Raw genomic sequence first — 20,874 nt, forward strand, 5'->3', positions numbered from 1 at the left:
GAAAGGATATTGCCATGCATCTATTACAACAGTTAGACATTAAACATCCCATATTGCTGGCACCGATGGCAGGTGTTTCTACTGCAACGCTGGCAGCAGAAGTATCCAATCAAGGTGCATTGGGCGCACTGGGGCTGGGCGCCAGCACGCCAGCCCAAGCACGCCAACAGATTTTAGACACACAGCACCTCACCAGCGCACCATTTCAAGTCAATTTTTTTTGCCACCAATCCCCTACGCTAGACAGCGCGGCTCACCAAGCTTGGATTGCCGCACTCGCCCCGCTATTTGCCCAATACGGTGCCACACCACCGAGCACATTAAACTGTATTTATCCCAGTTTTCTGGACCATGATGATTATCTTGACGTGGTCTTAGCACTGGCACCCAAAGCTGTCAGTTTTCATTTTGGTATTCCACATGCTGCACAAATTGCCGCACTCAAACACGCTGGTATTGTCACCATGGTAAGCGCAACCAATTTGGCAGAAGCGCAGTTAATTGAGCAAGCAGGAATTGATGTCATTATTGCGCAAGGTATAGAAGCGGGTGGTCATCGCGGTATTTTTAATATAGATATTGATGCAGCACTGAGTACCGCTGACTTAGTCAAACTCTGTGTTGCAGAATGCCAATTACCCGTAGTTGCTGCTGGTGGAATAATGAATGGGCAACAGGCAAAACATATGCTTAAACTCGGTGCCAGCGCAGTCCAATTAGGCACAGCTTTTGTCGCCTGCCCCAGCTCTGCCGCCCATGCTGCTTATCGTTATGCACTCAAAAATAATCCGCATACCCATATCACCCGCAGTATTTCTGGTCGCCCTGCACGTAGCCTGATGCAACATTGGCAAACCCGTGTCGATCGACCTGATCGGGCAGCCGTAGCGGCCTACCCTTATGCTTATGACCTTGCAAAACAATTGCATGCAGCTGCCGCAGCACAAGATGACCATGGCTATGGTGCTTTTTGGGCCGGTGCCAATGTTGCCCAAATCCGTCCCCTTGCGGCACCCGATTTGATCAATCAATTGGTATTAGAAATGAATCAAACGGCTTAGCAGAATAGATATACAATCTCGCTGCTGTGCGGTATAGCATACTGCTTAAAGTACTTTCCGAGAGTACTTTAAGCGCAATATCTGCAACATCTTCAACATCGCACAGATATCAATTTGATTGCGCTATGCGAAACTTGGCAGTAGATCTCACCCCTAAGGTGTTGCATCATCATGTGTTTTCAGATTGAACTTTTCGTTTATCTTGTGCTTTTCTGTTGGTTTTTCTGCAATTATTTTAAGGTCTTTACGCAACTGCGACATGAGTGTTTGCATTACTGCGGCTGTAACTTGATTCATATTTAATAAATGTACACAATCATTAAAAATAGCTTGCCTAGAAGCTAAATCCAAGTTCTTACGCGCAATCAAACTCAGTTGAATATTGGCATAATAGGTCTGCTCATTTAAAAGGACCTGTAGATATTCGAAATCTTCTGCTGTTTTACACTGTGGCTCAAAAATAGAGCGAATATAAGCAATTTTTTCTGCATTCCAGTCATTTTGACCATATAAAGCATAATAACAAAGCAAACGAATCACTGGGCTTAATTGTTTTATATTGAAATGCTCCAACTGCTTTTCTATTTTCTTGTCATCCTCAGTGGCTTCTATATTGTTGTGAATAATCAAAATAACAACGATGACAAAAGAAATAGCAAACCCCGATACCACATCCATTTTAGCAAAAAATGTATATATTAAATCGAGAAATCCCATCACAATACTATTTATGAACACATTTAATCCTATCTAAATCTTAAATTTTTTTCGATATAATGTTATTTAAAACCAACCGCCCTAGCATAACGTATTTATCTTGTTTTAGCGACTTTAACCCATCAATCCTATTTCACAATAACTCAATAGCCTCGTCAACTTACTCAATGTTGCTATCGTGAGTTTAGATATTTGAAGGGCTCAATAAAGCAGTAATGATATTGCTCATATGTTGTTTAAAATCTTCTGCTGAGGCCTGTGTCAAACCCAATTGATAAATTCCTTCTAAACCACAAACAAAGGCAATAAATTGCCAAGCAACTTGCTGACTATTCTGATTAGAACGCAATTGAAAAGCGTGCGCTAGAATTCCCTGTTCAATAATCGCCACAATATTTTGCTGCCACAGCTGCATATTCAGCTTATAGGCTTCTTTTAATACCGCATCGCTATTTAATAAAACCTCAGCTTCATTCCATAATGCTAAATATGCTTGTGTTTGTTCAATATTCTCTGCGCCTAATTCCACCAAGAGACGTGCTAAAGGAGTTTGCGGTCGAAAATCCGCTTCTATTGCCTCCATCTGTTGCATCAAGGCCAAAAAGCTTTCCGCACGCAAATGTGAAATAGACTGAAAATGATGATGTACCTGCCCCGTCGAGACTTCCGCTTGCTGTGCAACACGCCGTGCAGTAATCGCAGCCAATCCATCTTGCAAGGCAATTTGCATTGCCGCAGCCAAAATTAATTCACGCCGTTTATCACGCTGTAAATAGCTCATGCCCCACCCCCAAATAATTTACAACAATTGTAAATTATATTGGACAAATGTCCAAATTAGCTTAAAATCCAAACTTGAACAACTGTCCAAATCTATATTAGGTGCTTTATGTCACGCCAATGGATGATTTTATTTATTATCATCTTGATCTATTTACCCGTCTCCATTGATGCCACGGTATTACACGTCGCGATTCCCAGCATGACCTCAGCCTTAGCGCTCAATAACCAACAAATGTTGTGGATTATTGATATCTACTCCTTGGTTATGGCAGGCCTCATCTTGCCTATGGGCGCACTGGGTGATCGTATTGGTTTTAAGCGCTTAATGCTTATCGGTGCCAGTATCTTTGCAATCGCATCAACTGCCGCTGCTGTTGCACAGAGTGCTGCTATGTTAATTGCGATGCGCGCGCTCCTCGCGCTAGGCGCTGCCATGATTATTCCAGCGACCCTAGCGGCACTCAGGCATGGTTTTACCGATGAAAAACAACGTAATTTTGCATTGGGTATTTGGGGAACCGTCGGTGGCGGTGGTGCTGCCATTGGACCGTTAGTCGGTGGTTATATCTTGGAGCATTATCATTGGGGAATGGTTTTTCTTATTAATGTGCCGATTATTGCCTGCGCTTTGCTCTTCATTTTACTGTATGTTCCCAAACAGGCAACCCAAGCAGAACAAAGCATTAATTTATGGCAAGCACTGCAATTAATCACGGCGATTTTATTGATTATCTATGCGCTAAAAAGTTTATTTTATAATGCAACACTCAGTGCATGGAGTGCATTATTTGCTGGTAGCGCCATACTCATGTGGTTTATTCGCCAACAACTCAAAAGTACCAGACCGTTAATTGATTTTAAACTGTTCCAACACCCTGCAATTGCCGTCAGTATTGCCCTAGCCATTTTTGCCATGGTGTCCTTAGTCGGTTTTGAGCTATTACTCTCTCAGGAGTTGCAATTTATTTATGGCTATAGCCCACTTGACGCAGGGCTTTATATATTACCCTTTATTATTGCCATTAGTTTTGGCGGTCCTTTTGTAAGTTTTTTACTCAACCATTTTGGCTTAAAACGCGTTTCGAGCTGTGGTTTATTGCTCTGTGCCCTCAGCTTTTTTGGTTTATCTCAAATTAATTTTGCCATAGATCATTATTTGGCTTGGACATGGATGGTATTACTCGGCCTAAGTGTGGAAATCACATTATTGTCTTCAACTGCTGCGATTATGTCGACTGCACCGAAGCATAAAGCCACTGCCGCTGGGGCAATTGAAGGCATGGCCTATGAACTAGGCGCTGGTTTAGGAATCGCAATATTTGGCATGTTAATTTCTCTATTTTATATGCAACATTTACAGTCAATACCACAACTCTCCAGTGCTGACCTGACAAGTTTGGGACATTCCATCGGTGAGACATTAGCCGCACTGCAGCAATTTAGTCCAGAATCTGCTACGGTTATTCAACAGCAAGCAACCCAAGCTTTTCAATATGCACACCGCTGGGTACTCATCATTGCAGGGAGTTTATTTATAATATTGGCAATATTCGTCTGGCGCTTGATGCCGCAACGCGTACAGCAACAAGATGGGCCATAAAATAATCCATAACATCGTCCATAATGCTGCATATTTGATGATCTGGATATTGATATTCCAGCGTATGGCTGTTTTATAACCTATAGCGATTTTAGCTTATAACTATTTACCTTATAGAGATTTAACCTATAGCAGCATTAGCCATACTTTAGCCTATAACTATTTATCCTACAGAGATTTAACCTATAGCAGCATTAGCCATACTATTGTGCCGCATTATCAGGCGGCTTTGCTCCTCAAAGCGAACGACAATAATCCAGTAGCATATCTTCACTAGATTTAATGCCCCAAAACCTATCTAATAGACTTCCTTCATTAATCATTTTTTAAACAGCCATCTTTTTGATCTCCCGCCCACTCAAGGTTATATATACCTGCTAATAAATTGAATCTTAAATTTATTCTTTTTCGCCGATTTCTGTACACACAGGATAAGATTTTAAAGATTTTCATTCTTCCAAAAACATGCTCAATACCAATTCGTCTACGGCTGATTTCTTTATTGAATTTTTTCAGCTGCTTATCTAGAGCACACCCTCTTTTAGCCTTAAAAGGAACCAAGCAACCAAATCCAAGTTTTTCTATACCTAAATAGCCCTTGTCAACTATAAAAAATGGTTTAAATTTAAGATATTTAATACTTTTATTAAATATCTTAAAATCATGAACTCTACCTTTATCGCAACAAACACTCAGTATTTTACCGGTCATATAGTGCATTGAAACTTGAAATTTAATCGTGTGACGTTTCTTTTTGCCGCTATACCATTTTTTCTGTTTTTTTTGGACGTTGCACGAAAATCTCTGTTGCGTCAACGACAACAACATCCCAATTAGCTTCTTCTCGATCAGGCATTTGTTTGGGTAGACTAAATTTCCCTGATTTAATCAGAATATCTTCAATCTTACGGGTGGTTCGGAGTGCACTGGTTTCTGAAACACCATAATTCATGCCGACATGGAATAGCGTTCTATATTCCCGCCAATACTCTAAACACAAGAGAAGACGGTCTTCTAAGGGCAATTTTGGAGGGCGACCCTTGCCAGTATTGACTGGTAATTGAACTCTTAATTCATCCATCATTAAATTAAATGTGGACCAACTAATGCCTGTAAGTCTGCGAAACTTATCATCAGGTAACTTTTTAACGTCTTTATATCTCATTGAGATATTATCGCTAAGAATTAGATTTTTAGCTGTATAGTTGGTAATCAAACAGCTGTGTATTTTTTAATTTATGAAGGAAGTCTAATATTGGGCAATATAACAGTAGATACGCTGAGGAAAATAAATTGATGCAAAAGATATTATGGAAGCAGGGAATGTTCATCACCCTGATGGCTATTATTTTGACCATCTCTGCATGTAATAAAATTGAAGCGCTGATTCCTAAAAAATTAGAGCCTGTTGCGTCATATGAAGGGCGCAATCAAATGTATCCAGCAGATTTTGACGCACGACAAAAACTCGCGCATTCACTGAAACGTAATTATGTCTATCAAAATAATAATACAGAAATTTTACAGCTGCTCGATACAGATGAAGAATCTGCCCATCAGCAACAGACTTTAGTTAACGAAGTCTACTCTGCTTTTCCAATTTTTAATCTAGAGCAATTAGATCATACTCTCAGTCAATATAGCCGCTATATACCAGGTTTAACAATACCGAATGATATTAAAGAACAACTACAACAGGTAGATTTTAATAAAAATATAATCATCGTCACCTCTGTTCCGATGCTACCGCTTGGCAAAGAATATACCGCTGCGGTCTTCATACCGATAGCACATCGCGTAAAAAAAGCAGCCAGCTTTTCAGACACACTAAATATTGATGTCGAGTTTGCATATAATCTGATGCAAAATCCTGAAGACCTTTTACGACCAACTCTAAAATGGCAAACCGAGTTTTATATCGTACCGCACTATAATAAAAAGCAGCTGCTGATCGCATTTAAAGATAAAGCGCTTAAAGATGAATATACAATACGCTAAAGTTAGACATGCTGCTATTTCGGACTTATGTTTCTGAATTCTATCGCTGAATTATGTTTCTGACTTATGTTTCAGAATTCTGTTTCTGAATGATGCTCCGATAGATTATGCTGCAAAGAATAAAGCCTACTCGCCCTTTCTACATCAATTGAAGCCAATTGTAGAGGTAGCGCGTAGGCTGCTCAGTATATGACGCCGATACCTTAACGTGGCACGGCAGGGAATGCATCCTCTGCCAAGGCAGCTAAAATCACCTCAAGATCTGCTTGGCTTTGTAAAGACACCAATTTCTTTTCGACATCGATTTCGACCTGTGCGGCTGGATCAACGGCTTTAATCGTTGCAGTCACACCACGGGCACAACCACCACATGTCATATTTTCAATATAAAGTTGCATGATAAGAACTCTCCTTCATCTATTGCACAACTAAAGCATCCTACACACTGTAAAGCTTCCGATAGGGTCAAGGTCAAGTCGAACTGAATATTTTTAGAACTTAGAACTTAGAACTTAGAACAATGTATCTACAACAATATGAAGTATTTATACGCCTTGTTCTAATTGATCTAAAATACAACATTGCGGATGTTCATCTCCCGCACACGCTGCAACCGATTGCTCTAAGACGGCAACCATATGCTGTAAGCTGGCAATTTTTTGTTTAAGTTGCTGAATATGTTGTTGGGCTAAATGTTTGACTGAAGCACTTTGTCTGTGTTCATGCAGCCACAGCCCTAACAAGGCTTTAATCTGTTCTGTGGCAAAGCCAAGCTGCTTCGCATGCACAATAAACTGTAAAGTTTTTAGGTCTTGATCACTATATACCCGATACCCTGCGGCACTTCGCTGCACCGGCGCAATTAATCCCGTTTGTTCATAATAACGGATCATTTTTGCCGATATACCTGAGCGTTTTGCAATTTGTCCTATATTCATATTGACCTCAACCTAACAAAACCGTCGCATAGCCGTCTATGATTTGATTTGCCTAATTTTCTATCATTTGCCTGATTGGGCGCAGTCTTATGCCAACGCAGTGCTCAGACCACCTGAACACCTCGCAAACGACGGATACTTTAGCACAACAGCACTTCACTAAAAGCTTTTTAACTTTTGCAATATATCACGTTTGTACTTTAAAACGTGTCAATCTCAAGGCATTGCTCAAGACAAAAACCGAGGACATGGCCATCGCCGCAGCGGCAAAAATCGGCGACAATAACAGCCCAAAATGTGGATATAAAACACCGGCTGCCACGGGAATCAATGCTGCATTGTAGACAAAAGCCCAAAATAGATTTTGTTTGATGTTCTGAATGGTTGCCTTACTTAAAGCAATTGCATTGACCACACCATCTAATTGTCCCGAAATCAACACCACATCTGCCGCTTCAATGGCAATATCGGTGCCTGTACCAATGGCAATCCCTACATCTGCTGCCGCCAGTGCGGGTGCATCATTGATGCCATCCCCCACATAGGCGACATGACCATATTGTTGTTGTAGACTTTTGACGGCATTGACTTTATCTTCAGGCAATACTTCGGCAATGACTTCATCGATATTTAATTGTTTGGCAATTGCTTCAGCTGTATGGCGGTTGTCACCACTGATCATCACCACTTTTAAGCCCAATTGATGCAAGGCTTGAATGGCAGTATAGCTGCTGGCTTTGATCGGATCGGCAACCGCCATTAATGCAGCCAACTGATCTTCCACGGCGATATAAATCGGTGTTTTGGCTTCTTCACCCAGCTGCTGTGCAATGGTTGCAAATACACTGACATCATGCCCAAGCTTTTGCATAAAGCGATCTGCACCAATGTAAATCATTTGACCCGCAACACGCGCTTGGATGCCAAAACCAGTAATCGACTGAAATTCTTCAAGCGGCAGCAAGGCAAGCCCTTGTTGTTGTGCCGACTCGACGATGGCATGGGCAATTGGATGCTCAGATTTAGACTCAAGACTTGCCACTTGTGCCAACAGTTGTTCCCGTTGAAAAGCTGGTCGTACTTCAAAATCAGTCAATTGCGGCTTGCCTTCGGTCAAGGTTCCGGTTTTATCGACCGCGACCACCTGGGCCTGCTGTAAAGACTGCAAGGCATCGCCCTGACGGAATAAAATACCCAGTTCCGCCCCACGCCCTGTACCCACCATAATTGAAGTCGGTGTCGCCAATCCCATCGCACAGGGACAAGCAATAATCAGTACGGCTACAGCATTGACCAAAGCAAAACTTAAGGCTGGATCTGGTCCAAAAATAAACCAGATCAAGAACGTGAGCACTGCCAATATCATCACCACAGGCACAAACCACAAGGTGATTTTATCGACTACTGCTTGAATGGGAAGCTTCGCGCCCTGTGCTCGTTCAACCATTTGAATAATTTGCGCCAATACTGTCGCTTCAGCAACGGCAGTTGCTCGAATTTGCAAACTACCAGTCTGGTTAATGGTGCCGCCAACCACCTCATCTCCGATCTGTTTCGCCACAGCCAAAGGCTCGCCACTCAACATGGATTCATCGATATAACTTTGACCACTGGTGACCTTACCATCGACAGGGACACGTTCACCCGGACGTATTTCAATTCGCATGCCTGTTTGCACTTGCATAATCGGTAAATCGACGAATTGATCACCTTGTAAAACATGTGCTGTTTTGGCTTGCATGCCAATTAAATGCTGAATAGCTTGTGAGGTACGCCCTTTGGCTTTGGCTTCAAAAAAACGCCCCAATAAAATAAGGGTAATAATCACTGCGGCAGCTTCAAAATAGACGTTGACCGTATTTTCTGGCAAATACTGCGGTGCAAAAGTCGCTACCAAGGAAAAGCCATATGCGGCAAGGCTTCCCACTGCCACCAAAGAGTTCATATCGGGTGCCAGACGCCATAATGCTGGCAAACCTTTTTGATAAAAATGCCGTCCAGGCAAACACATCACCAAGCCAGTCAATAAGGCTTGGATATACCAGCTATTTTGCATACCGATATGTTCGGCAATCCACATGTGGAAAGCTGGAATCATGTGTGATCCCATTTCCAAAATAAACACCGGCAAGGTCAGCAATAAAGCCAAAATAAAATTAAATTTTAACTGTTGTTGCTCATGCTCTTTACGCTGCTGTTGTGACTTATTTTGCTCATTCGATGCCAGACTTGCCTGATAACCCGCCTGTTGTATCGCATAAATCAGATCGTTCACATTGAGCCCGGGGTCAGCTTTGATCGTTGCACTTTCGGTCGCTAAATTGACCGTCGCTTTTTCCACAGCAGCAATTTTTTGCAAAGCTTTTTCCACACGCCCCACGCAGGATGCACAGCTCATTCCCGTAATATTTAATACTATTTCAGCCGGCACAACCTGATAACCTGCTGCTTGAATGGCATGATCTAGTATTTCTGGTTTCAGTCTTGCCAAATGTAAGATACTGGCGGTTTCCGTTGCCAAATTGACCTGTGCTTGTAATACGCCTGGTACTTTTTTTAAGGCTTTTTCTACCCGCCCAACACAAGATGCACAGCTCATCCCCGTGATCTGCAATTGCTGCTGCTGAGTGGCTTCCGCCTGATAACCAGCGCGTGCCAGAGCCGCCGCGAGTATTTCATAATCAAGTGGCTGATCACTCGACACATGCGCCGTTTCAGTGGCTAGATTGACATGTGCAGCTTGAACGCCAGAGACTTTTAATAATGCTTTTTCTGCTCGCGCCACACATGAGGCGCAAGTCATGCCTTCAACTCCAAAAACCAGCTGATAGGGTGAGGAACGCTTTGTATCCATGATCAAAACCCCAAGAAGATGAGAATAATATGCATCTAGCTTAAAGCTTCCAATACGGTCAAGGTCAAGTGATATGCTGTCACTGCCAGCCTCAATGCTGGGCTAAAATCAGCGTGACTTTTGTGCAAGAAAGCCTTGATAACACAGTACTTGGCTATAACTACTTACTGTTGCAAAACCACTGTCGAGTAGTCGCTGCTGATAAACAGCGCTATCATCGACATAAAAATCATCGTGTAAGCGTTGTAGCATTTTTTGACTTTGTATGGCACTCAAGCCTTGTTGTTGACATAATTTCGCCAAAGCGGATAAATCTTCAGTGCGTGGTGATTGCATTAAGTCATAGCTGAGTAAAATGGCACCAGCCGCTAAGCGTAGATAGATTTGCTGGAATAATGCTGTTTTATCTGTATGGGCAATAAAGTGGGCAACCAAGATCAATAATGCCGCATCAAATTGCGCATCAGCGGGTAATTGATGTACATCTGCTTGTATAAATTGCACACGATGTGCTTGGCCCATTGCGCTGATCTTCGCTTGCGCTTTTTCTAACATCGTGGCGGACAAATCTGTAGCGGTGAACGTCCAATCAGACTGCAGTGCCAATAATGCTGCCAATTCATAGCCTGTGCCACAGCCCACAACTAAAATATGTGCGCGTTGCGGTAAATAGCTTTCTAATAACACCGCAATCTGTTGGTGTACTAAGTGATAACCAGGAATCAGTTTTAAAATATGCTGATCATACTGATCGACTACATCTGGATGAGCGAAGTCCTTAGCCATATGCTTCTCTTGCAACACATTGAAAGCACTATCTATACCTTGCCAATACGCCAAAGTCTACCGATTTAGACAACTTAAGCAATTTAAACAACAGGCTGGGGCTGCAATAATGAATGACCTCAAGTAAAATGATCAAAACAAAATTTACTGCATATTATCAAACCCTATGCCATCATTAAACATGGTCATTTCACTAAACAAAGCAATCAAGTGATCAGCCACAGTACGTACACGTTGACTACTCAGGACATGGCTTTGTGCGACCAACCAAATTGGTTGCTGGAGTTGCTGTGTAGGATGAACGCGCAGCAAATCACGTTGTTGAGCAATAAACCTTGGTAGGATGGCTATGCCTAAATTTTGCTGTACCGCGTGGATTTGCATCGACAGCGTATTGCATTGTAGGACACAACTTTTATGTTTTAAAAAGCGCTTAAGAAAACGCGCCAATTGCAAATCTTGTTGCGACTCAGTCCAACCAATATAAGCATAATCTTGTTCATCGCTATGCTGTAGATAGTGAGGTGTACCATAAAATGCAAAAGCCAATGCCCCCAAACGGCGAATGGTAACGTTGCCCTGCTCTGGCTGTATGGTACGAATGGCTAAATCCACATCACGGCGATGTACATTACGTATTTCCACTCCTGTGCTTAACTCAATACGTAATTTGGGATGCTGCTGATAGAGTGTTTGCAATGCAGGTAACACCAAGGTATAAGCTAAATTTTCAGGTACAGCTATACGTACTAAACCTTCAACCTGATTATGTATTTGTGCAACTGGATTAATCGCCAATATCATTGCTGCGAAATATTTAGACCATGCTCTGATCAACATTTTAAAAGGCATCATGTTTGGTTTTATGCTGAGTTTATTAGCATTGGGCTACTTTATGACACAGCTCAATCTATATTTTACGATTGCACTACTCTGTCTGTGGGGCGGTGCAGCCGCGATTTTATTTATCGCCTTGCAAAGCTATGTTATTAAAACTGCGCAACAACATGCGCAAGGTGCCGTTGCAATTTATGTGGCAATTTTTAATGCCAGTATTGGTCTTGGTGCATTGGGAAGCGCACAATTATTACGCTACCTACCTTTCAACCATATTCTGCAACTGCTGGCACTAGGCAGCATCTTGGGTTTGTACTGTATACGAAAAGCAGAACAAGCGCACTCTGTCGCAAATCACGCGATCTCGCATCGAACAGACTAATGCGCGTTATCGTTTACTGACATCACAAAACACATGACATCTCATGCCGATTCGCCACAAATCTTTCAGGTAAATACCCTTAAAAATTTACATGAACAATACAGTTTTTTTAAAAAACTTGATACTTACTTTTAGGTAAGTACTTACTAATAATTAGTAAGTAGATTAGCATAGTCTGCAATCCAATATTTAAGGCATGCTATCGCAGATGATGTGCTATGCATGCCCTGTTAAAACGAGATCAGCTATGTCAATAAAGACCTTACACTGGATCGTCGATCCAATTTGTGGCTGGAGCTATGCTGCATTGCCACTGATCCAACAGATTGAGCAAAAACAGCTTTGCCCACAGCAGTTACATTTTGGTGGTCTGTTTATCGGTGATCGTTGCCAAGCAATGGATGGCGAATTAAGAGCACGCATTACACAATTTGATCACCAGATTCATCAGCGCACAGGGGCGCAATTTGGTGAGGATTATCTAAAACGTTTACAAGATCCAAGCTTGGTGCTCAATTCACTCCCAGCCATTCAAGCTTTGGTTGCACTCAAAAAAAGTGGGAATGATCAATTACTTATTTCCTACTTAACACAATTACAAGTGGCTTATTATCAGTATGGCAAGAATATTAATCAGCTGGAAACCCTATATAAACTCTTGCCCACTGCCAATATGCATGCTGCGCAATGGCAACAAACTATTGCAGCAGTTACAGCCGATGATGTGAATCTGGAGTTTAACCATGCGCACGCTCTACTCCATCAAGTCGGCGGGCAGGGTTATCCCACTGCAGTATTAGAAAGCAGTGCTGGCTACCAAAATATTGCTGTCGCAGATTATTATCATCGTACAGCAGATTTTGCCGCACTGATTCAAACCCAATAATATTGCCAAGACCCCACACACAATACATCGAACATCGAACAGCAAAAATAGGAACCATGATTATGAATACACTGCTAAAAACCATCGCCATCAGCACCGCTTTATTCAGCTCACAACTGTTTGCAGGTACATTGAGTTATAAAACCTATAATCCTCAACAACAGGCCATCTTTCCGGTCAGCTCTACCCTGATTGTGGGCGATAAAGATGCGGTATTGGTCGATGCGCAATTTAGTACCAAAGATGCTGAACAGTTGGTACAACTGATTAAGGATAGCGGTAAAAACTTAAAATACATTGTCATTAGCGCTGGCGATCCAGATTTTTATTTTGGTTTAGAGCCGATTGTCAAAGCATTTCCAAACACGCCTATTCTTGCTTCAGAACAAGTTGTTGCGCATATTGAGAAAACCAAAGACGCCAAATTGGCTTATTGGGGGCCGATTTTAAAAGATGCAGCACCACAACAGCTCTATGTACCGACCATCAGCAAAACTAAAAACTTTGAATTGGAAGGACATAAAATTCAACTCAAAGCCCCTCAATCTTATGCAGCGTATTTATGGGTACCGAGTACCCGTACAGTATTAGGAGGCGTTGGTATTAGTTCAGGTATTCATGTCTGGACCGCCGATGCACAAACAGCAAAACAACGCCAAGATTGGCAACGCACCTTGCAACAAATCCAATCTTTAGGTGCAACTACGGTAATCCCTGGACATTATATTGGTGACATGCCAAAACAAACTGAAGCCGTACAATTTACCGCGCAATATCTCAAAGATTTTGAAAAAGCGTTAAAACAACATAAAGCCTCTGGCGAAGTGATTGCTGAGATGAAAACTCAATATCCAACACTTGCTGAAGAGAGTTCGTTAGAGCTCAGCTCTAAAGTCAATACTGGTGAAATGCCATGGTAATACCGTCGCGCCAATAACGCGAATAAGTTGTTCTTCTTTGCAATATCGCTATAGATCTTTTATATAGCGGTATTGCTATAGGTATATGGCTATAGGTGTAGTTTAAAGTCCTGCTGTTTATAATGTCTGAGCTATTCCCTGTGATCATCATGAAATAATGCTTTAGGGCGATAGCCATAATACTGTAAAAAAGCCGCACTAAAATTGGAAACATGCTTATAGCCAACACCATAGGCAACCACAGAAACATGCTCCCCCGCTGCTAGGCGTTGACGTGCTTGTTGCATGCGGATTTGAATCAATTTTTGGTGTGGTGTAATGTTAAAGAGCGCTTTAAAAGCTTGTTTAAACTTAAAGCGGTTCATAGCCACACTTAAACATAAATAATCCAAACCCAAAGGCTGAGCATAATCACGCTGCATCATTTCCAAGGCAGCATATAGTTTTTCTTCATCGGCACTGCTGATTTTAAAGGCAGGCTGATCGGGGCGTTGTAATTGTTTAAACTGCGATGCCACCAAAGAAAGTGCTGCGATTTTAAAATCCAAATGACTGGCATCAGCATGGCTTAAGGCAATAATATGTTCTGCTAGATGCAGCATTTGCGGCGTTGTACGCTGCAATGCCCATTGTTGTGCTGAACGGGTTTGTTCTAGTTGTTGCTGTAAATCTTGAAAATGGTATTGTGCTAAAAACGCTGGGCTCAACAATAACCGTAATTGTCTAACTGCTTGCTTGGCAAAATAATGCCGCTCTGCACGTACTTGATGTAATGCCGTGACCATGGTAGAACCGGCACGAAACTGAAATTCTTCTCCAGCATGCGCAAGATAATAAGAATAGCCCTGTAAGGCAAAAGTAATGCTTAATTGCGGTACAGCTAAATCTAAATCACTATGCTCCACAATATGCTGCGTGGCCATATAATCGGTATATGCCAAACTTAAACCAGATTCTATCTGTATGCTATCCGTATAACCCTGCCCAAAATGATCTGGGACGGAGTCACGTTGCATCTTTAAGTGCTGTAACTTTGCCCGAATAGAATGACTATCAAATACTTTCATGCTCAAATTCGCTCAGTATTCGGCTGACTTTGACTTGGGTTTTATCTGTCAGCACTGTTTTATCTCACTTGTTGATGATTTACCCATAGCATAGCCTGCGCAGTTATGCACGCATTATTCATGTTTAATGTCCTTGGTGAAACAACCGAATTCATCAATCTTAATACCGATTTCGTTATTCTTAGAACAAAACCTCTTCAATACACTTTGTATAGTCAGATGACATGTTCAGGGTATATCGTGTACTTGCATGATTTGACTTACAGAGACCGTATTCTAAATCATATATAAGCTGCATATATACAGCACCAGCGCTGTTTATTTTGTGTTCAACATGCCCATGCTAGCGATATCTCCTGATTATGCAAAAACAATGATTCTTGGGAGTTTTTCATGTCAGAGACACAACATATCGCTTCATCGACCGCAGCTTCATCGACCACAGTCAGAATAGCCACACCAACAAGCCTCTCGCCTCAGACCAGACCATCTAAATTCTCGAATGTATTATTATGGATCGGTTTTATCCTGATTGCTTTAAATTTGCGATTAATTTTTGCCACAGTTGGACCCTTATTACAGAATCTTGAATTAAGTTTTAGAAGCACGCTCTTGGTCACTACACTGCCCTTATTCTTATTGGGAGGATGTTGTTATTTAGGCATAGTGTTTCGACAAAAATTGGGCGAAGAAAAAAGTTTATTCTGGGCATTAATCTTATTAAGTCTTGGTTGTGCCGTACGTTATTTTGGTGAGACCGGTTTAATACTGGGTACAATCTTGGGCAGCACGGGTATCGCTGTCATGAATGTCATCATGCCAGCACTGGCCAAAAAACGTTTTCCGCCACAATCCATCGGCTTGGTGATGGGCATTTATGCACTCATGTTAGGGGTAGGTGCGGTACTCGGCGCCAGTATGAGCTTTCCTTTATTTCAAGTCTTTGGGTCAGATCGTGATGCCGCGTTTATCACCTTAGCCTGTGCTGCGCTTCCAGCATTTGTCGCTTTAATCTTTTGGTTACCACAGTTATCACAACGCCGCGTCCCTGACAGCTCGCCCACAGCACCACCAGCTGCACACCCAGCAGCTCAATCATCGACCAAAAGCGTATATAGCAACTGGATGGCGTGGTCGATTACTTTGTTTTTTGGCTTACAAACCTTAAATCTATATGTATTTTTGCCTTGGTTACCAACACTGCTCATGGCACAACAGATTGATCAGGCGCAAGCTAGTTTTATTTTCTCTCTGTCTCAACTCAGCCTCATGCTTGCAAGCTTTAGTATTCCACTTTGGGCAGCACGTTATCGCGATCATCGTGGTCTCATTGTCTTGATTATTATCTTGTCGCTAATGGGAACGCTGGGTGTGCAATTCGGAGCTGTTGCGCACAAAGTATTTTGGGCATGTTGCTTAGGCTTTGCCCAAGGTGCTGCACCGGCCTTATGTGTTTATCTGTTTATTGCCAAAAGTGGCAATATCGAAACTGCGGTTAAATTGGCCGTGATGGCACAAATGCTAGGCTACTTTATGGCTGCGATTGGTCCCTTGTGGATTGCTTATTTTTATCAACGCGGTATCGATTGGAATCAACAGATTTTACTCTTAAGTGCTATTTTAGTTGCAGAATTATTTTTATGCTGGCAAGCCGGTAAAAATGTAAAAATTCAATAGTTTTTCAACTTGATAAGCATCAGTCAGATCAGCATTAGAGAATCATCAGCTTATAAGCACAGCGCTTGATTATAATCGATTCACATTTGCCCATCGCACTTACTGGCTGACTACAGTTCGATAGTATTTCACAACAACGCATGCCATAAATCTATGCAGCCTTGCATTAAGCTAACAGCATTATCTTTTTTGAGTACGACGATAATGAAAAAATTAATGTTATTGGCTACCCTAAGCACTGCATTAACAGGCTGTGTGGTGGCACCCGATGCACACTCGCAGCCACGTTATGATGACCGCCCACATCAAAGTCATCCGAGCCATTATCAGCATGTGCCACGTCATAAAACACCACCACCTGCGGTACGACATCATCCCAAAGCACCGCACTATCGACATGACTACTATCGACATGACCACCATCAACAAGCCGTGCAACGACCACCGCGTCCACAGTATGATCAACGTTGGCATAAAACACAGCAACACCCCGATAAACGTCACTAAAAATATATCATTTATAGTGACTTAGAATGCAATAACATCAATACCTCAATAGGATTCGGCTGTTGTGGCTAAGGGCCAGGGCTTAGCAGCAGCCAATACCCAATCAATCACTGCCAAGACACCATCCTCATCATTGCTTGGCGCATGATATTTAGCCACTTGCTTTAAGGCATCTACCGCATTGTCCATGGCAAAGCCATAACCTGCCTGTTGTACCATTTGCAAATCATTATAATTATCGCCAATTGCCAATACATTCGCGCTATCAATTGCCCACTTCTGTTGTAAAAAACGCAGACCATAGGCTTTGTGCTTGTTGGGTAAAATCAAGTCGATAAAACCAAAGCCACTCGATACCACATGAACCAAATGCTGTTGCACATAGCTTTTTTCTGCCAGTTGCGCCAAGACAGCAGCTTCGTGTTCTGCTTTAGTATTCAATGTAATTTTACAAATCGGTTGCTGCAATGCCAATACATCTTCACAGCGTTGTAGGTTTTTATAATAGATCGATAACTTCGCTAAACTCTGTTCTGCTACTGCAGTTGAGATCAATGCTTGTTGCTTGCCACACAGCACCATACATGCGGCAAAATCCGGATATAAATCATTTAAAATCAGCCGCAGAAGCTCGCTATCAAAATGACTGAAATTTAATTCTTGTTGGCCATCGACCACGTAAACGCCATTTTCAGCAACATAAGCAATTTCATCGGCAATCTCAGGGAAATAATATTGTAAGGTATAAAGTGGATTACCACTGGCAGCAACAAAATAAATCCCACGTTGTTTTAATGCGGCATACTGCTGTAAAAAACGTGTTTTATCGTAGCTTTTATCCGTCCTTAAGAAAGTACTATCCATATCGACTGCGATTAATTTAACCGACATATATGCCTCATATTTGTCACAAGTTTTTTGACATTATCAATTATTCCAACACGCCTATGAGCCAATCAGGCGTAGCTTTTCGCATATTATGCTCAATTACCATCACAATATGATGAACAATATATGGAAAATAAACAGAAAAATTCGATTATTTTGGAGGAGCATTCGCGTATCACTCAATATGACGGATACACCACGTCATCGCCCTAGCAAGATTGTACAATGCCGATTTATATACGCCCAACAACCAATAAGCTTAACATTCCCCAGCTAAGGAAGCGAAGCTTTACTAAAACTAAAACTAAAACTAAAACTAAAACTAAAACTAAAGTTTGGGAGATATACCGCCTTAGTCGACAATTTATTTACTTTACTTTCAAGCATCAAGTAACATGATGACAACGCTAGCTTTTATCACAATTTCATGACCGAACATTCTGCTGTACCAGACACCACAGCCTTAACGCCCCATGATCGTCGAACTTTGGCGCTTTCCTCCTTAGGCGGTGCGCTGGAATTTTATGATTTTGTGATTTACGTTTTTTATGCGCAGATCATTGCTGAACAATTTTTCCCCAGCAGCCTAAGCCCTTTTTGGGCCTTACTCAATGCCTACGGAATCTTTGCAGCCGGTTATTTTTTTAGACCCTTGGGTGGTGTCGTCATGGCACATTTTGGTGATTTATTCGGTCGCAAAAAATTATTTAGCCTATCTATTTTATTGATGGCATTGCCCACATTAATCATCGGGCTATTACCTAATTTTTCACAAATCGGTTATTTTGCCCCGTTACTCTTATTACTCATGCGTATTATTCAGGGAATTGCAATTGGTGGGGAAATTCCTGCGGCATGGACCTTTGTATCAGAACATGTACCAGCGCGTCGGGTTGGTCTCGCCAATGGTTTACTGACAGCAGGATTATCCTTGGGCATATTGCTTGGCGCATTAATGTCTTTATTAATTTCCAAACAGTTTAGTGAAATACAAATTCAAGATTGGGCATGGCGCATCGCATTTATTGTGGGTGGTATATTTGGTTTAATTGCCATGTATTTACGCCGTTATTTAAAAGAAACACCTATTTTCCAAGCAATGCAAGCCAAGCAAAGTCTGGCCAAAAGCCTCCCTATTGCACAAGTACTACAACAGCATAAAACGGCGGTTGCCATTGGCATGCTCTTAACATGGTTTTTAACAGCCTGTGTCGTTGTGATTATCTTGGCAATGCCCAATTTATTCATGAAGTTTGGCATCCATCGAGCTGAAGCTTTTACGATGCAAAGTCTGGCAATATTGATGCAGATGCTGGGTTGTATTTTGGCGGGGCTTGCGGCGGATCGTTTTGGTGCTAGCAAAACCTTAATACTGGGCGCACTTTGTGTTATTGCCAGTAGTATTCTATTTTATTTAAACCTCAATCATAGTGAACAGAGCACCTTATTTATACTCTATATGCTTTTGGGCTTATGCTCTGGTAGTGTCGGCACAGTAGCTTATGTTCTGGTTAAAATGTTTCCAGCAGAAATTCGGTTTACCGGAATTTCTTTTTCATATAATTTGGCTTATGCCATTGCTGGCGGTTTAACGCTCCCCATCATTCAATGGCTCAGCCTCTATAGTCCAATTGGTGCGATGTACTATATTGTTCCTGTTTGCATAATAGCCATCCTCGGCATGTATGGCTATCAACGCCGTTTTGAAAATCACCCTTCTCATCATCGTAACTGAAATACTAAGCATCGGGTGCACGCATTCACCCGATGCTTATGTTGTTATCGTTCTGTAGTGGTCAATAATCCTTGATATTTACATAGCCTCTCTAAAAGTTTATGCACATATGCAATATCTAGATCATGTTTTGAAAATAAAATCATATAAATAATTGGAGATACGATCATCTCAATAATAATGCTATTTTCAATATAACTTTCCTTTCTTTGTATTGCCCGATCTCGAATGACATTTAATTGCTGATTGACCAGGCTATAACACTCCTCTCTATGATCAGGATCAGATGCAATATCGGTCAATAAACTCAAGCCGATACACGATGTATATTCTTCAAAATACTGCTCGACCCAAGCATATAAATCAGCTTTAAAAGAACCATAATCTTGAGGCAAAGCATCGGGTTGCAGCTTAGCTAAAGCAACATCTGCTAAAAGTGCCGAGAGACTCCCCCAACGTCTATAAATCGTAGATGGTGTGACTCCTGCTTTTTTGGCAATAGCTGGCACATTCAATTGTGCTGCATCGACCTCATGCTGTAACGCTAAAACAGCTTGGTGAACTGCCTCTTGTATTCGTGCGCTTCGTCCACCGGGGCGTAATCCTGTGACCACTTTTGACATATGACAATGTTACCTAAGTTACCTAGAAATTTAACAAACCAAATAAACTACAGCTAAAGCAAATAAATTGCGTTAACAACTTAAAAAATGTTATAAAAGCTAAATATTAGCTTTTAATGAATCAAAATTCCATGAGCGGCTCAAATCAACCGACTATTTATCCAATATTTCAGCTCAATAGAAAACACACCCTGATCTTACAGACCACCACAATGATGTCGTTTATGGCAGCGGCGAGTGCACCAGCGCCGTTATACCAAATCTATCAGCAACTTTGGCACTTTTCCCCCGCTATACTCACCTTAATCTTTGCCACCTATGCATTTTCACTCCTTCTCAGCTTATTAATCATAGGATCATTATCTGACTTCATTGGTCGTCGCCCAGCAATTTTAATCGCGATCTTCTTACAGATTTTATCGATGGGATTTTTTCTGTTCTCAACAAATATTTCTATGCTATTTATCGCTAGAGCAATACAAGGCATCGCTGGTGCACTTGCGGTATCGTCTATTGGCGCTGCACTGCTAGATTTAAGCCAAACCAGGGGCGCTTTAATTAACAGCATTGCCCCAATGTTAGGCATGACTGCAGGTGCTATTTTAACCTGAGTTC

Annotated in this window: 21 protein-coding genes and 1 pseudogene; 10 read left to right on the forward strand and 12 right to left on the reverse strand. The window is 41.7% G+C overall.

The genetic code is table 11. The features are described from left to right. Nucleotides 1–14: 14 nt before the first annotated feature. Nucleotides 15–1,061: an NAD(P)H-dependent flavin oxidoreductase gene (locus tag BFG52_RS10685; protein ID WP_067555848.1), complete on the forward strand. Its 1,047-nt coding sequence runs from the start codon at nt 15–17 to the stop codon at nt 1,059–1,061. Nucleotides 1,062–1,214: 153 nt separating this feature from the next. Here the strand turns inward: BFG52_RS10685 and BFG52_RS10690 are convergent, their stop codons facing one another. Both BFG52_RS10690 and BFG52_RS10695 read right to left on the reverse strand, forming a co-directional pair. Continuing rightward, nucleotides 1,215–1,799, reverse strand: a complete 585-nt coding sequence (locus BFG52_RS10690; protein ID WP_157758102.1) for a hypothetical protein — start codon at nt 1,797–1,799, stop codon at nt 1,215–1,217. A 163-nt stretch (nt 1,800–1,962) separates the two neighbouring features. Next, nucleotides 1,963–2,559, reverse strand: coding sequence for a TetR family transcriptional regulator (locus BFG52_RS10695; RefSeq protein ID WP_067555854.1), 597 nt, complete (start codon nt 2,557–2,559; stop codon nt 1,963–1,965). Nucleotides 2,560–2,667: 108 nt separating this feature from the next. On the opposite strand from BFG52_RS10695, the gene BFG52_RS10700 reads away from it, so the two are divergent. Next, nucleotides 2,668–4,161, forward strand: a complete 1,494-nt coding sequence (locus tag BFG52_RS10700) for an MFS transporter (protein WP_067555857.1) — start codon at nt 2,668–2,670, stop codon at nt 4,159–4,161. A gap of 315 nt (nt 4,162–4,476) precedes the next feature. Here BFG52_RS10700 and BFG52_RS10705 read toward each other — a convergent pair whose 3' ends face one another. Together BFG52_RS10705 and BFG52_RS10710 are read right to left on the reverse strand one after the other, a co-directional pair. After that, on the reverse strand, nt 4,477–4,989 hold the full coding sequence (locus BFG52_RS10705) for a transposase family protein (RefSeq protein ID WP_067552569.1): 513 nt from the start codon (nt 4,987–4,989) through the stop codon (nt 4,477–4,479). Beyond that, nucleotides 4,922–5,326, reverse strand: a complete 405-nt coding sequence (locus BFG52_RS10710) for a transposase family protein (protein ID WP_067552566.1) — start codon at nt 5,324–5,326, stop codon at nt 4,922–4,924. The genes BFG52_RS10705 and BFG52_RS10710 overlap by 68 nt, the downstream gene beginning before the upstream one ends. 131 nt (nt 5,327–5,457) lie before the next feature. Between BFG52_RS10710 and BFG52_RS10715 the strand changes: the two genes are divergently transcribed. Next, entirely contained in the window at nt 5,458–6,159 is a 702-nt protein-coding gene (locus BFG52_RS10715) for a hypothetical protein (RefSeq protein WP_157758103.1), read from the forward strand. 203 nt (nt 6,160–6,362) lie between these two features. Here BFG52_RS10715 and BFG52_RS10720 read toward each other — a convergent pair whose 3' ends face one another. From BFG52_RS10720 to BFG52_RS10740, 5 genes are all read right to left on the reverse strand, one after another. Next, nucleotides 6,363–6,557, reverse strand: coding sequence for a heavy-metal-associated domain-containing protein (locus BFG52_RS10720; protein WP_067555863.1), 195 nt, complete (start codon nt 6,555–6,557; stop codon nt 6,363–6,365). Nucleotides 6,558–6,704: 147 nt separating this feature from the next. After that, nucleotides 6,705–7,097 carry a Cu(I)-responsive transcriptional regulator gene (gene cueR / locus BFG52_RS10725; protein WP_067555866.1) on the reverse strand — a complete coding sequence of 131 codons (393 nt, stop codon included), beginning with the start codon at nt 7,095–7,097 and terminating at the stop codon, nt 6,705–6,707. Between the two features lie 187 nt (nt 7,098–7,284). Then, nucleotides 7,285–9,951 (reverse strand): heavy metal translocating P-type ATPase, encoded by a 2,667-nt coding sequence (locus BFG52_RS10730; protein ID WP_067555870.1) that lies wholly within the window; start codon nt 9,949–9,951, stop codon nt 7,285–7,287. A 108-nt stretch (nt 9,952–10,059) separates the two neighbouring features. After that, entirely contained in the window at nt 10,060–10,737 is a 678-nt protein-coding gene (locus BFG52_RS10735; RefSeq protein WP_067555873.1) for a class I SAM-dependent methyltransferase, read from the reverse strand. A gap of 144 nt (nt 10,738–10,881) precedes the next feature. Further along, nucleotides 10,882–11,592 (reverse strand): LysR family transcriptional regulator, encoded by a 711-nt coding sequence (locus tag BFG52_RS10740; protein ID WP_067555876.1) that lies wholly within the window; start codon nt 11,590–11,592, stop codon nt 10,882–10,884. A gap of 10 nt (nt 11,593–11,602) precedes the next feature. Here BFG52_RS10740 and BFG52_RS10745 point away from each other — a divergent pair, with 10 nt between their 5' ends. The 3 genes from BFG52_RS10745 (at nt 11,603) to BFG52_RS10755 (ending at nt 13,762) form a co-directional block, all read left to right on the forward strand. Continuing rightward, nucleotides 11,603–11,956 (forward strand): hypothetical protein, encoded by a 354-nt coding sequence (locus tag BFG52_RS10745; RefSeq protein ID WP_157758104.1) that lies wholly within the window; start codon nt 11,603–11,605, stop codon nt 11,954–11,956. A gap of 247 nt (nt 11,957–12,203) precedes the next feature. Continuing rightward, nucleotides 12,204–12,842, forward strand: a complete 639-nt coding sequence (locus BFG52_RS10750) for a DsbA family protein (protein WP_067555883.1) — start codon at nt 12,204–12,206, stop codon at nt 12,840–12,842. A gap of 62 nt (nt 12,843–12,904) precedes the next feature. Further along, entirely contained in the window at nt 12,905–13,762 is an 858-nt protein-coding gene (locus BFG52_RS10755; protein WP_067555887.1) for a Vmh family MBL fold metallo-hydrolase, read from the forward strand. Between the two features lie 131 nt (nt 13,763–13,893). Here the strand turns inward: BFG52_RS10755 and BFG52_RS10760 are convergent, their stop codons facing one another. After that, nucleotides 13,894–14,829 carry a helix-turn-helix domain-containing protein gene (locus BFG52_RS10760; protein ID WP_067555889.1) on the reverse strand — a complete coding sequence of 312 codons (936 nt, stop codon included), beginning with the start codon at nt 14,827–14,829 and terminating at the stop codon, nt 13,894–13,896. Nucleotides 14,830–15,222: 393 nt separating this feature from the next. Here BFG52_RS10760 and BFG52_RS10765 point away from each other — a divergent pair, with 393 nt between their 5' ends. Both BFG52_RS10765 and BFG52_RS10770 read left to right on the forward strand, forming a co-directional pair. After that, entirely contained in the window at nt 15,223–16,506 is a 1,284-nt protein-coding gene (locus tag BFG52_RS10765) for an MFS transporter (RefSeq protein ID WP_081408689.1), read from the forward strand. A 204-nt stretch (nt 16,507–16,710) separates the two neighbouring features. Further along, nucleotides 16,711–17,013 (forward strand): hypothetical protein, encoded by a 303-nt coding sequence (locus BFG52_RS10770; RefSeq protein WP_157758105.1) that lies wholly within the window; start codon nt 16,711–16,713, stop codon nt 17,011–17,013. Between the two features lie 45 nt (nt 17,014–17,058). Here the strand turns inward: BFG52_RS10770 and BFG52_RS10775 are convergent, their stop codons facing one another. After that, nucleotides 17,059–17,904 carry a Cof-type HAD-IIB family hydrolase gene (locus BFG52_RS10775; protein ID WP_067555895.1) on the reverse strand — a complete coding sequence of 282 codons (846 nt, stop codon included), beginning with the start codon at nt 17,902–17,904 and terminating at the stop codon, nt 17,059–17,061. A gap of 424 nt (nt 17,905–18,328) precedes the next feature. Here BFG52_RS10775 and BFG52_RS10780 point away from each other — a divergent pair, with 424 nt between their 5' ends. Next, nucleotides 18,329–19,636, forward strand: a complete 1,308-nt coding sequence (locus BFG52_RS10780; RefSeq protein ID WP_067555898.1) for an MFS transporter — start codon at nt 18,329–18,331, stop codon at nt 19,634–19,636. A gap of 44 nt (nt 19,637–19,680) precedes the next feature. On the opposite strand, the gene BFG52_RS10785 is transcribed toward BFG52_RS10780, so the two are convergent. Then, nucleotides 19,681–20,259 carry a TetR/AcrR family transcriptional regulator gene (locus BFG52_RS10785; RefSeq protein ID WP_067555901.1) on the reverse strand — a complete coding sequence of 193 codons (579 nt, stop codon included), beginning with the start codon at nt 20,257–20,259 and terminating at the stop codon, nt 19,681–19,683. 131 nt (nt 20,260–20,390) lie between these two features. On the opposite strand from BFG52_RS10785, the pseudogene BFG52_RS10790 reads away from it, so the two are divergent. Continuing rightward, nucleotides 20,391–20,867, forward strand: a pseudogene (locus BFG52_RS10790) (MFS transporter); the annotation flags it as partial. Between the last annotated feature and the right edge of the window lie 7 nt (nt 20,868–20,874).

Source organism: Acinetobacter larvae (genome assembly GCF_001704115.1).
Taxonomy (GTDB): domain Bacteria; phylum Pseudomonadota; class Gammaproteobacteria; order Pseudomonadales; family Moraxellaceae; genus Acinetobacter; species Acinetobacter larvae.

Excerpts from the sequence above, each read along its gene's own strand:
- BFG52_RS10685 (WP_067555848.1), top strand. The coding sequence starts at position 15 with ATGCATCTATTACAACAGTTAGACATTAAACATCCCATATTGCTGGCA.
- BFG52_RS10695 (WP_067555854.1), bottom strand. The coding sequence starts at position 2,559 with ATGAGCTATTTACAGCGTGATAAACGGCGTGAATTAATTTTGGCTGCG.
- BFG52_RS10700 (WP_067555857.1), top strand. The coding sequence starts at position 2,668 with ATGTCACGCCAATGGATGATTTTATTTATTATCATCTTGATCTATTTA.
- BFG52_RS10705 (WP_067552569.1), bottom strand. The coding sequence starts at position 4,989 with ATGTTGTTGTCGTTGACGCAACAGAGATTTTCGTGCAACGTCCAAAAA.
- BFG52_RS10710 (WP_067552566.1), bottom strand. The coding sequence starts at position 5,326 with ATGAGATATAAAGACGTTAAAAAGTTACCTGATGATAAGTTTCGCAGA.
- BFG52_RS10715 (WP_157758103.1), top strand. The coding sequence starts at position 5,458 with ATGCAAAAGATATTATGGAAGCAGGGAATGTTCATCACCCTGATGGCT.
- BFG52_RS10720 (WP_067555863.1), bottom strand. The coding sequence starts at position 6,557 with ATGCAACTTTATATTGAAAATATGACATGTGGTGGTTGTGCCCGTGGT.
- cueR (WP_067555866.1), bottom strand. The coding sequence starts at position 7,097 with ATGAATATAGGACAAATTGCAAAACGCTCAGGTATATCGGCAAAAATG.
- BFG52_RS10730 (WP_067555870.1), bottom strand. The coding sequence starts at position 9,951 with ATGGATACAAAGCGTTCCTCACCCTATCAGCTGGTTTTTGGAGTTGAA.
- BFG52_RS10735 (WP_067555873.1), bottom strand. The coding sequence starts at position 10,737 with ATGGCTAAGGACTTCGCTCATCCAGATGTAGTCGATCAGTATGATCAG.
- BFG52_RS10740 (WP_067555876.1), bottom strand. The coding sequence starts at position 11,592 with ATGATGCCTTTTAAAATGTTGATCAGAGCATGGTCTAAATATTTCGCA.
- BFG52_RS10745 (WP_157758104.1), top strand. The coding sequence starts at position 11,603 with ATGCTGAGTTTATTAGCATTGGGCTACTTTATGACACAGCTCAATCTA.
- BFG52_RS10750 (WP_067555883.1), top strand. The coding sequence starts at position 12,204 with ATGTCAATAAAGACCTTACACTGGATCGTCGATCCAATTTGTGGCTGG.
- BFG52_RS10755 (WP_067555887.1), top strand. The coding sequence starts at position 12,905 with ATGAATACACTGCTAAAAACCATCGCCATCAGCACCGCTTTATTCAGC.
- BFG52_RS10760 (WP_067555889.1), bottom strand. The coding sequence starts at position 14,829 with ATGAAAGTATTTGATAGTCATTCTATTCGGGCAAAGTTACAGCACTTA.
- BFG52_RS10765 (WP_081408689.1), top strand. The coding sequence starts at position 15,223 with ATGTCAGAGACACAACATATCGCTTCATCGACCGCAGCTTCATCGACC.
- BFG52_RS10770 (WP_157758105.1), top strand. The coding sequence starts at position 16,711 with ATGAAAAAATTAATGTTATTGGCTACCCTAAGCACTGCATTAACAGGC.
- BFG52_RS10775 (WP_067555895.1), bottom strand. The coding sequence starts at position 17,904 with ATGTCGGTTAAATTAATCGCAGTCGATATGGATAGTACTTTCTTAAGG.
- BFG52_RS10780 (WP_067555898.1), top strand. The coding sequence starts at position 18,329 with ATGACCGAACATTCTGCTGTACCAGACACCACAGCCTTAACGCCCCAT.
- BFG52_RS10785 (WP_067555901.1), bottom strand. The coding sequence starts at position 20,259 with ATGTCAAAAGTGGTCACAGGATTACGCCCCGGTGGACGAAGCGCACGA.